7 protein-coding genes are annotated in these 11,333 nt (G+C 43.7%); 6 read left to right on the forward strand and 1 reads right to left on the reverse strand.

What is annotated here, in order from left to right; translation table 11 throughout:
• Positions 1 to 45 precede the first annotated feature (45 nt).
• The 6 genes from CPG39_RS03985 to CPG39_RS04010 all read left to right on the forward strand — a co-directional run bounded on the left by CPG39_RS03985 (position 46) and on the right by CPG39_RS04010 (position 9,988).
• Positions 46 to 1,539 carry an FMN-binding glutamate synthase family protein gene (locus CPG39_RS03985; protein ID WP_096292149.1) on the forward strand — a complete coding sequence of 498 codons (1,494 nt, stop codon included), beginning with the start codon at positions 46 to 48 and terminating at the stop codon, positions 1,537 to 1,539.
• Between the two features lie 307 nt (positions 1,540 to 1,846).
• On the forward strand, positions 1,847 to 4,417 hold the full coding sequence (locus tag CPG39_RS03990) for a putative bifunctional diguanylate cyclase/phosphodiesterase (protein WP_231990388.1): 2,571 nt from the start codon (positions 1,847 to 1,849) through the stop codon (positions 4,415 to 4,417).
• 66 nt (positions 4,418 to 4,483) lie between these two features.
• Positions 4,484 to 7,066: an ATP-dependent chaperone ClpB gene (gene clpB / locus CPG39_RS03995; protein WP_096292152.1), complete on the forward strand. Its 2,583-nt coding sequence runs from the start codon at positions 4,484 to 4,486 to the stop codon at positions 7,064 to 7,066.
• A 140-nt stretch (positions 7,067 to 7,206) separates the two neighbouring features.
• Complete coding sequence (dapA, locus tag CPG39_RS04000; protein WP_013647951.1) at positions 7,207 to 8,094, forward strand: 4-hydroxy-tetrahydrodipicolinate synthase; 888 nt, start codon at positions 7,207 to 7,209, stop codon at positions 8,092 to 8,094.
• Between the two features lie 10 nt (positions 8,095 to 8,104).
• Positions 8,105 to 9,247 carry an outer membrane protein assembly factor BamC gene (bamC, locus tag CPG39_RS04005; RefSeq protein ID WP_096292154.1) on the forward strand — a complete coding sequence of 381 codons (1,143 nt, stop codon included), beginning with the start codon at positions 8,105 to 8,107 and terminating at the stop codon, positions 9,245 to 9,247.
• Positions 9,248 to 9,514: 267 nt separating this feature from the next.
• Positions 9,515 to 9,988, forward strand: coding sequence for a DUF5658 family protein (locus tag CPG39_RS04010; RefSeq protein WP_013647953.1), 474 nt, complete (start codon positions 9,515 to 9,517; stop codon positions 9,986 to 9,988).
• 25 nt (positions 9,989 to 10,013) lie between these two features.
• On the opposite strand, the gene CPG39_RS04015 is transcribed toward CPG39_RS04010, so the two are convergent.
• The gene (locus CPG39_RS04015; RefSeq protein WP_231990389.1) at positions 10,014 to 11,276 is read right to left on the reverse strand and encodes a TolC family outer membrane protein; all 1,263 of its coding nucleotides are present in this window, start codon (positions 11,274 to 11,276) and stop codon (positions 10,014 to 10,016) included.
• Between the last annotated feature and the right edge of the window lie 57 nt (positions 11,277 to 11,333).

Consider the following 11,333-nt stretch of genomic DNA (forward strand, 5'->3'; position numbering starts at 1 on the left):
TCGGCAGATTTTCAGGCTCATTGCGATACAGGATAAGGGGGTTGTATGTCCAGTGTAATCGATCTATTTAGCTACAGTATTGCTGCGATGTTGGGTGTCACCTTCATCGGCATTGTCGTTACCTGGTTTATTCAGGATATCACACAGAAAAAGCATTCCGTGCTACGCAATTATCCTGTTATCGGTCGATTGCGGTATATTTTCGAACGGCAAGGTAAATACTTCCGGCAATATTTTTTTACCAATGATCGGGATGAAATGCCATTTAATCGCGCAACGCGCGGCTGGATTTACAAAAACGCCAAAAATAAGGGCAGCCTCGTTGGTTTCGGTTCCACCCATGATTTGCGTCAACCGGGCTCGGTTATTTTTGTCAATGCCGCCTTCCCTATTCAGGAAGAAGATCAATTACCAACCCCTTCGCTACAGATCGGTAAAGGATATTGCGAGCACCCGTTCGAAGCCAAATCAATTATCAATATCAGCGGAATGAGCTACGGTGCCATCTCCAAACCTGCAGTACGTGCATTATCTCTGGGTGCCGCACAAGCTGATTGCTGGTTAAATACGGGGGAAGGTGGATTGTCGCCCTATCATCTCGAGGGTGGTTGTGATTTGATCATGCAAATCGGCACCGCCAAGTATGGCATTCGGGATGAACATGGCAATTTCTCACCGCAACGTGCAAAAGAATTGAGTAAAGTGGTCAAAGCTTTTGAAATCAAGCTATCACAGGGCGCCAAACCTGGTAAAGGCGGATTGCTACCGGCTAATAAAGTACATAGCGAGATTGCCGCAATCCGTGGCATTCCGGAAAATCAGAACTCGATCAGTCCGAATCGCCATAAAGATATTAACAATATTGATGAACTGCTCGACAAGATCCATTTTATCCGCGAGCTGACGGGACGGCCCGTTGGTATTAAAACAGCCATTGGCGGATGGAATTTCATTAATGAAGTATGCGACCACATCAACCGGCGCGGATTGGAATACGCACCGGATTTTCTTACTATCGACGGTGGCGAAGGTGGAAGCGGCGCAGCGCCTCAAACACTGATGGATCACGTCAGCTTGCCAATCTCGGAAGCCTTGCCACGCGTAGTGGATGCGTTATTGCAATCCGGCTTGAAAAATCGAATTTATGTTGTGGCTGCGGGGAAATTGGTAACTTCTGCGGAGGGTGCGTGGGCACTTTGTGCTGGTGCAGATTTTGTCAATACAGCACGTGGTTTCATGTTTTCATTGGGCTGCATTCAGGCAATGCGTTGCCATCTCAATACTTGCCCTACTGGTGTCACGACGCATGATGAGCGTTTACAGAATGGATTGGTGGTGGAAGAAAAATATCTACGGGTTGCGAACTATGCCAGAAATGTTAATAAAGAAATTAACATGATCGCTCATTCATGCGGACTACATCACGCCCGTCAGTTTAAACGCGAGCATGTACGTATTGTTGAGACCGCCGGGAAAAGCGTGGCTTTAAACATTCTTTACCCCTACCCTGAGGTACCCAGAAAAATAAATTTGGATTAATCAATCCAAGGATCACTTCGTATTGACAAACTATTTTCATCATTTTCTCGAATTCCAGCCACAAATAAGAAAATCCATGATGTTGCATCATCCTAAGAATTAAGGGAGAAAAACCTCTTAGATATATATTTCAACAAAGTATTCTATTGTCGATAATGCATGAACTAGAAATTTCATAATTGCATGTAGCCAAAGACAAATAATGCTTCGTTCCGTGATCAATCAATATAACAGAAAGATAATATTAATCAGCAGCCTGACTCTGGTTATGTTGATCCTGTTCACAAGTCTTTCGGTATATAGCGTAATGCAGAGACAGATCGAAGCAATCGCTACTTCAGGTCTCGAAGTTGCATTAGAAAACACGGTCAAGCATATCCAAAAACAGATCATGCATTCCGTAACGAATACCCGGGCAATATCAACTCGCATCTTTCTCACGCAAAGCCTGGAAAAGTTTTATTTTGAACACTCGCAACAGGAAGGTATTGAAGGGATTGCGCAGTCAATAGAAAAAATACTGTCTACTTTTTTCTCGGGTATTGAGATTTATGATATTGATGATCAATTGATTTTAAGTGCAGGTAACCTCTCCAAGCACAGAAAACTTACTGTTGAGTTGAATACTGGATCGAGTATCAACACGATCTTATTTTGGAATAATGACTTCATCGTTCGAAATTCAATTCAGCTTGTGAATGAATACGGCAAACCAATTGGCCGTGTCATCACAGAAGAACGCATGCCCAATCTCACAAGGATTTTTACAGAGGCGACTCTCATCGGCAATACCAGCGATTTCCTTCTTTGCGCACCTGTCAAGGGCAATAACCTTGAAATGGACTGCTTTCTGCGTAACTTTGACGATAATCAGCTTAAGCGTATGCAACGCATCCTGAACAATCAACCGCTGCCGGTACATTTTGCATTAGAAGGCCAAACCGGAGTTAAATTTACCAAGGATTATCGGCAGATTGAAGTTGTTGCTGCTCATTCTCCCGTGGCTTATGGTCTTGGAGCGGTTCTTAAAATAAACAAGGATGAGTTAAATAATTATTCAACCGATCAGATCAAAACAATTATTTCTTATTTGGTCCTGATCCTTTTCTGTGGCATTGCAATTATAAGCTGGCTTACATTACCCCTGATCCAGAAATTAATTAACCAAAAGGAATCTTATCTGAATGAGCGCTTAAAAGAGAATCTCTGCTTACAGAAAATCAGAAGCTATCTGGCGCTGGATCAGAGCACCGAGGATACGTGCAAAAACATTTTAAAATCTTTACTGCCCGTTTTTGAATTTCAAGAAATGGCCGTCGCCATGATTAAGCTTGAAGATAAACAATACTTCACTCCCAAGTACCAGGATAACTTATCCAATTGCATAAGCTCAGCCATTATTTGTAATGGACAACAATGCGGTTTGCTACAAGTGGCTTATATTCGTAACTTCCCATCCACATTAACCTATCAGCAAAATCTTGTTGACACCATTGCACACGACCTGGGTCGATGGTATGAAGGGAAAGAAGCGGAGAAACGCATTATTGAAATGGCAACGCACGATGCATTAACCGGCCTACCCAATCGATACTTACTGCGGGATCGTATCGAACAAATATTGGTTCATGATACGCGCCTACAACGACAAATGGCCGTACTGTTTATTGATCTGGATCATTTTAAAACTATCAATGATTCACTTGGTCATGAAATAGGTGATTTGCTATTAAAAGCCGTGGCAGATAGACTAAAATCTTGCGTTCGCAACGAAGATACGGTCGCCCGTCAGGGAGGCGATGAATTCATTGTAGTGCTCAATTCTATCGCCGAATCACTTGATGCCGCAAAAGTGGCTCAAAAAATTCTGGATTCATTCGCACTACCTTTCCATATTCATAACAATGAGCTACATATTGACGGCAGCATTGGTATCGCAGTGTTTCCTGATGATGGTGTTAATGCGGAAACACTGCTTAAAAACAGCGATGTTGCCATGTACCATGCCAAGAAGAATGGGCGCAATAATTATCAATTTTTCACCGATGAACTGAATAAATCCGCCTACGAAAGACATATCCTCGGTCTTGATTTACGTTATGCATTGGAACGAAATGAATTGCTTTTATATTATCAGCCTGTCATGGATGTGCCCAGCCATAATTTATATGGCGTGGAAGCACTATTACGCTGGCGGCACCCTGAGCAAAAACTGATTACTCCCGATAAGTTCATTAACTTGGCAGAAGAAACAGGGTTGATCATTCCCATCGGTGAATGGGTTATAAGGACAGTCTGTTTGCAAATAAAAGCTTGGCAAGACCAAGGTTTCTATGTGCCCAGAGTCGCCATTAACTTGTCTGCACGGCAATTTCGCGACAAGGATTTAATCAAGAATATCTCGCGTATATTGAGCGAAACCGGCGTTAAAGCCAAACATATCGCTTTGGAAATAACCGAAAGCATGTTGATCGATAATATCGAAAAAGTGGTGGAAACGCTTAATCGCCTTGATGCAATGGGCTTACACATCTCGATTGATGATTTTGGAACAGGATACTCGAGCCTCAGTTATCTAAAGCAATTCCCCATTCACACACTTAAAATAGATCGTTCCTTCGTGCGTGACCTCGTAACCGACAAAAATGACCGCACCATTGTAGCCGCAATAATTGCAATGGCGCACAGCCTGGAAATGGAAGTCATTGCGGAAGGCATTGAAATAGAAGAGCAATTAGATTTTCTGGTAACACAAAAGTGCAATCACTATCAAGGTTATTATTTCAGCAAACCGGTTACTGTTTCTGAAATTGAGCTGATGCTAATGAACTCGGTAACTCAATCGAACAAGATTCGCGCTATCGGCTCCGCAAAATAATCTACTCTTGAAAATCCCCACCTTTCCCCCACGTAGGCATTTAATAACCTATGATAGGAGAATTTCATGCGTTTTGACAAACTGACCACCAAATTCCAACAAGCATTTGCTGATGCACAAAGCATCGCTGTCGGCCAGGACAACCCAACTATAGAACCCCAGCATTTGTTACTGGCATTATTGCAACAGGATGATGGCAGTACGCTGTCGCTATTGCAACGCTCTGGCGTTAATACCACTCCCTTGCTGGAGAACATCAAGCAAACTATTTACCGCTTGCCGAAGGTTGAGAATTCAGGTGGTGAGGTGACGATTTCCCGTAGCCTGAATAATCTGCTCAACGTAGCTGATAAAGAAGCGCAAAAACGCAGCGATCAGTTTATTGCCTCTGAGATGTTTCTTTTGGCAGTCTTGCAGGAAAAAGGCGAAGTAGGCGCATTGTTAAAACAATATGGCGCCAACACCGCAGCTTTGGAGAAAGCGATTAATGCAGTCCGGGGGGGCGAGCAGGTGGGTAGCGCTGAAGCTGAAGGCAACCGTGAAGCATTGAAAAAATACACCCTGGATCTTACTGAACGTGCGCGCCAAGGCAAACTGGATCCGGTGATAGGGCGTGATGATGAAATCCGTCGGGCAATTCAGGTGTTGCAGCGGCGCACCAAAAATAATCCCGTTCTGATTGGTGAGCCCGGAGTGGGTAAAACCGCGATTGTTGAAGGCCTGGCACAACGCATCATCAATGGAGAAGTACCTGAAAGTTTGAAAGACAAACGTGTTCTTGTTTTGGATATGGCAGCGTTACTGGCCGGTGCAAAATACCGCGGTGAATTTGAAGAACGCCTCAAATCAGTGCTGAAAGAACTGGCACAAGACGAAGGTAAAACCATTGTATTCATCGATGAACTGCATACCATGGTAGGTGCCGGCAAAGCAGAAGGCGCCATGGATGCGGGCAATATGTTGAAGCCAGCCTTAGCACGCGGAGAATTACATTGTGTTGGCGCAACAACACTCGATGAGTATCGTAAATATATTGAAAAAGATGCTGCGCTAGAGCGGCGTTTTCAAAAGGTCCTTGTAGAAGAACCCAGTGTGGAAGCTACCATTGCAATATTACGTGGCTTACAGGAAAAATACGAAGTACATCATGGAGTAGATATTACTGATCCCGCCATTGTTGCTGCCGCGGAATTATCCAATCGGTATATTACCGATCGTTTCCTGCCTGACAAAGCCATTGATCTGATAGACGAAGCAGCGGCAAGAATTCGTATGGAAATAGATTCTAAGCCCGAGATATTGGATAAGCTGGATCGGCGCTTGATACAGCTAAAAATTGAGCGTGAAGCAATTAAAAAGGAAAAAGATGAAGCATCACAAAAACGTCTTCAATTATTGGAAGAGGAAATCAAACACAAAGAACGAGAATATGACGATTTAGCCGAGATCTGGAAAGCTGAGAAATTTCAGGTACACGGCTCTCAGCAAATCAAGGAAGCAATGGAGAAACTTAAGCTGGAAATAGAAGCAGCCACTCGTAAAGGAGATTGGCAAAAAGTTTCAGAATTGCAATATGGCCGCTTACCGCAGTTGGAAGCACAATTGCAGCAGACTGCAGGAAATGAATCAACTTCTGCACCTACACCTAGATTGTTACGGACTCAGGTAGGTGCTGAAGAAATTGCAGAAGTGGTATCGCGCGCCACCGGGATTCCTGTGTCGAAAATGATGCAAGGTGAACGGGAAAAATTGCTTCTGATGGAACAAAAACTTCATGATCGAGTGGTGGGTCAGGATGAAGCCGTACGGCTGGTTTCGGATGCGATTAGACGTTCCCGTGCCGGCTTGGCGGATCCCAATCGTCCTTATGGATCGTTCTTGTTTCTGGGACCTACCGGGGTAGGAAAAACGGAACTATGCAAAGCGCTGGCTGGTTTTCTATTCGATTCCGAGGACCATCTCATTCGTGTCGACATGTCTGAATTCATGGAAAAACATTCTGTCGCACGATTGATTGGCGCTCCACCGGGCTATGTCGGCTATGAAGAAGGCGGTTACTTAACCGAGCTCGTGCGCAGAAAACCTTATGCGGTTATTTTGCTGGATGAGGTTGAGAAAGCGCACCCGGATGTATTTAATGTTTTGCTGCAAGTTCTGGACGACGGACGAATGACGGATGGTCAGGGACGCACTGTCGATTTCAAAAATACAGTGATCGTCATGACATCCAATTTGGGATCCCAGATGATTCAGGAAATGTCAGGAAATGAGTATCAGGCGATCAAACAGGCCGTCATGAATGAAGTGAAAACATACTTTCGTCCCGAGTTTATTAATCGCATCGATGAAGTTGTTGTGTTCCATGCATTGGGTGAGAAGCACATCCACTCGATTGCCCGGATACAATTGCATTCCCTTGAAGCGAGACTCGCCAAACTGGAAATACAGTTGATAGTAAGTGAAGCAGCACTCACCGCCCTTTCTCAAGCAGGATTCGACCCGGTATTTGGTGCACGCCCTTTAAAACGAGCCATTCAAACACAAATTGAAAATCCTTTGGCCAAAGAAATTTTGGAAGGGAAATTTGTTGCAAAAGATATCATCCAGGTCGACTACCACGATGGCATGATCAGTTTCAGCAGAAAGTAAAAATAATCTTTCCGTATGTATGTCAACGAATCCTATTCATCATGCATACGGCAAAGACAAAATATGCCGAAGTCCATAGCGAAACTCAATAATCAACATTAGTTTGAGGTAAAATAAGACTTTTTACTGGGTAAATCGTCATGTTCAAAGGTAGCTTGGTTGCTATCGTCACTCCCATGGATGAAGAGGGCGGATTAGATTTGGATCGCTTTCGCTCTCTTTTAGATTTTCATATCAATCAGGGTACTGATGGCGTTGTGGTAGTTGGCACCACGGGTGAATCTCCAACAGTGGATTTTGATGAGCATCATCTGTTAATGCGCACGGCGGTCGATCATGTCGCAGGACGCATACCGGTCATTGCAGGAACCGGCGCAAATTCGACGCGCGAAGCTATTGATCTATCCATTTTTGCCAAGAATTCAGGTGTGGACGCATGTCTATCAGTCGCTCCTTATTATAACAAACCCACCCAAGAAGGGTTATACCAGCACTTTAAAACAATTGCTGAAGCTGTTGATATTCCGCATATTCTATATAATGTCCCTGGAAGAACCGTTGCTGATATTCACAACGATACCGCGCTTCGCTTAGCACAGGTTCCTAATATTGTCGGCATTAAAGATGCAACAGGTGATATTGGGCGAGGCTGCGATCTTTTGCTGCGTGCACCTTCCGAATTTTTCATCTATAGTGGAGATGATATTAGCGCATTGGCATTGTTATTGTTAGGAGGTCACGGTGTTATTTCAGTTACTGCAAATGTGGCCCCTAGAATGATGCATGAAATGTGCATGGCTGCGCTTTCGGGTGAAATAAATACCGCAAGATCGTTAAACAATAAACTTCTGCGCCTACATACAGATTTATTTATCGAAGCCAATCCTATTCCTGTGAAATGGGCCGTTACACAAATGGGTTTAATAAATTCCGGAATCCGTCTGCCACTAACACCATTATCCGCTCACTACCATGAACTTATACGCGAAGCAATGCAACTAGCGGATATCCACGACCTAAAGAGGTAAAACATCAACCATGAAGTGGCGAAAAATAATCTTGCCGTGCCTGATGCTAATGTTTTTGATGGCAAACACAGGTTGCACTATGTTTCCTGAAACCAAGAATATCGATTATAAGTCAGCCGGCAAGGTACCCGCCCTAGATGTACCTCCTGACTTAGTTCAGCCTGATATTGATGAACGCTACTCCATTCCCGAACTGAGCGCACCAGGAAGTACAACGTTTTCCAGTTATAGCAATGAGCGGGGAGGACAACAAAATAGCGGCTCATCGTCTTTATTACCCTCTTCCTTCCAGAATGTGCATATTGAACGTTCAGGAACGCAGCGCTGGTTAGTTATTCCTCAAAAACCTGAAACTGTATGGCCGGTAATTAAAGAATTTTGGCAAGAACTGGGTTTTCTGATCAAAACAGAAGTTCCGGAGGCTGGAATTATGGAAACGGATTGGGCTGAAAATCGAGCCAAGATTCCACAAGATATTGTGCGTTCTTTACTCTCTACAGTTCTCGATAGCATTTATTCCACTGCTGAGCGTGATAAATTTCGTACCCGTCTGGAGCGAAGCGAAACAGGAAATACGGAAGTGTATATCAGTCATCGCGGCATGATCGAAGTCATGGAGGGCGGTCCTCTGAATCGCACCATTTGGCAACCACGCCCAGCAGATCCTGATCTGGAAGCTGAAATGCTCTCTCGTTTAATGATGCGCTTCGGCGTTGAGGAGCAAAAGGCCAAACTGGAATTAGCCACCAGCAAAAATAATACTTCCGTCGAACGCGCTTATATCGACCAAGAAGGAACGACTCTTGTTATTAATGAGGCGTTCGACCGATCCTGGCGACGTGTTGGTTTAGCTCTTGATCGAATCGGCTTTACCGTTGAAGATCGAAATCGTGAAGAAGGCATTTATTTTGTACGTTATGTTAATCCCGATATCGATAGCAAGAAGAAAGGAGACGATAAAGGCATTTTATCAAATATAATGTTCTGGCGCAGCGATGACAAGGATACCGCCAAAGCGGCAAAGTTCCGTATTCAGGTTCATAATACCGGAGCCAATGCATGCAAAGTGACCTTCTTAAATGATGACGGGTCAGCGGTAAATTCAGCTACATCCAGCCGTATCCTGAAGCTATTGCATGAGCAGTTAAAATGACACCCTTGATCGTCCCAAGAAATACGCTCATTTAATGTTTTCCTCTGCCGTATCTACGGCAATTGTTATATCGAGAATTGTCACAGAAATGCATTCAGTGGGATGCTGGAAATCTACCATACCCGGTCCCAGCCTTGAAACCCATCATAAGATTTTAGGTATTATATTTGTACTGAGACTTATAGAAAAAAATAAAATTAGCTGCTATCTTATGCAGACAAAGATAAACTTCTCCATCATTTACATCAAAAACGGAAGGAGCATTTCATGACCAAAGTAATTTCAATTCCAGACATGAGAAACCAGAACCGTCGTCAGGCTATGCCCTTCTTTTGCATCTATCACCTGGGGATTAAAACCGGCAGAAGATTGGGCGAACGTAGAACTCCTGAGAAAGGAAAACCGGAATATGTAGATCGCTATGCAGGGCATTTGATGCTTTGTACGGTTGCTATTTTGTTGTTAGGTGTATTAGATGCTTTTTTTACACTCAATATTCTAGCCAGAGGTGGAGAGGAACTGAATTGGGTTATGGCGCAACTGATTGAAGATAGCACACAAAAATTTATCAGTTTTAAGTTGGCATTGACCTCAATGGCACTGATGCTGCTGATTATTCACCATAATGTACGGTTGACTGAAAAGGTACGCGTGTGGCATATCAAGTATTTGATTCTTTCTGGTTATACAGTATTGATCGGTTATGAGTTATATTTACTGAATCTTGCAGGCTTTTACTGATTCATATCGGAGTGAGCGAGAAAAACTAATTCCGGTATGATGTAAAGTAACTAGCGACTTTCCTCAAATCATCAAATGCCAATGTACCGGCAGCAAGTTGCAATCGAAGATAAGCCAGCAAATAATTATATCTTGCCTGAGCAAGATCACGCCGCGAGGTATGTAATTGCTGCTGAGCGTCCAAAAGATTTAAATTAATACGGATACCGCCACGAATGCTTTTCTGCGTGGCTTCCACAAGCAACTCTGCTGATTTTACTGCCAGTTCCAAGGATTCAATCCTTTTGACGCTACTGATTAACAGATTATATTGCTTACGTAATTCTACCAAAACCTTATCAGTCGCCGCATCTAATTCAGCTTCAGCACGCGCATGGTTTGCAACTGCTTGTGTAGTTAGCGCATTTACGCGTCCCCCTGAATATATCGGCATATTAACTTCAATTCCAATCGTTCCGAACTCTGCATCCAAACCCTGTGTAACAAAAGAACCTCTTTTATTCTTTTGTAAGCTGGCAACCAAATCAACGCGAGGTAAATGCCCCGCATGATTTTTCTTAATTTCTTCTTTCCCGGAAACCACATTATGGCGTTGCGTGACCAACTCAGCATTCTGCTCCAATGCCAAAGATTGCCAAGTATCATAGCCATCCGGAAGCTGTATTGTATGAGAACTGAAAGTATCATCTAGACGGACCAGTTGTGTTATTTTCTGCCCTATCAGGGCTTCCAACTTAAGTTGTGCAATTTCCAGCTCATCTTTTGCTTCAATTATTTTCGCTTGTGCTAACGCGTGCTTGGATTGTGTTTCCAAAACATCGGTAGTCGTCCCTTCTCCTTTTTGCAACATGCGTTCATTGACACGTTTCAGTTCTTCAAGGGCTGCAAGCTCTGTTTCAGCAATTCTTACACGGTCTTGTGCGAGTAAAGTTTCGACATAAGCCTCTACAACTCGAACGAGAAGCTGCTGACCATGCCCAAGAAATTTTGCACGGCTGGAATCAGCCCTGGCTTTCCCTTGCTGATAGCCAGCTATTGCTTCAAGATTGAATAAGGGTTGACGTAAGGTTAACGTACTCACTTGCCCATCAAAATTCAGCGGTTGAGTACCCGTACCGGTATCCAACGTACCTGAATTCTTATTTTGGGCATGCGTCACAGTCAAGCTAGGCAAAAGACTGGCACGTCCTATGATTTCTGCCTGCTGTCCCGCTTCATTTTCGTGCAGCGCAGAACGATAGATGGGATCGTGCTGCAATGCTGCCTCATAAGCATCCAAAAGGCTCATAGCATGGGCGAAATTAATTACATTAAAGAAAAGTAAAAAAACAATTATTACGCTCTT

This window comes from Nitrosomonas ureae (assembly GCF_900206265.1).
GTDB lineage: Bacteria > Pseudomonadota > Gammaproteobacteria > Burkholderiales > Nitrosomonadaceae > Nitrosomonas > Nitrosomonas ureae_C.

What these genes read in the sequence shown, in the direction of transcription:
- CPG39_RS03985 (WP_096292149.1), top strand. Translation starts at nt 46, where the DNA reads ATGTCCAGTGTAATCGATCTATTTAGCTACAGTATTGCTGCGATGTTG.
- CPG39_RS03990 (WP_231990388.1), top strand. Translation starts at nt 1,847, where the DNA reads ATGCAGAGACAGATCGAAGCAATCGCTACTTCAGGTCTCGAAGTTGCA.
- clpB (WP_096292152.1), top strand. Translation starts at nt 4,484, where the DNA reads ATGCGTTTTGACAAACTGACCACCAAATTCCAACAAGCATTTGCTGAT.
- dapA (WP_013647951.1), top strand. Translation starts at nt 7,207, where the DNA reads ATGTTCAAAGGTAGCTTGGTTGCTATCGTCACTCCCATGGATGAAGAG.
- bamC (WP_096292154.1), top strand. Translation starts at nt 8,105, where the DNA reads ATGAAGTGGCGAAAAATAATCTTGCCGTGCCTGATGCTAATGTTTTTG.
- CPG39_RS04010 (WP_013647953.1), top strand. Translation starts at nt 9,515, where the DNA reads ATGACCAAAGTAATTTCAATTCCAGACATGAGAAACCAGAACCGTCGT.
- CPG39_RS04015 (WP_231990389.1), bottom strand. Translation starts at nt 11,276, where the DNA reads ATGAGCCTTTTGGATGCTTATGAGGCAGCATTGCAGCACGATCCCATC.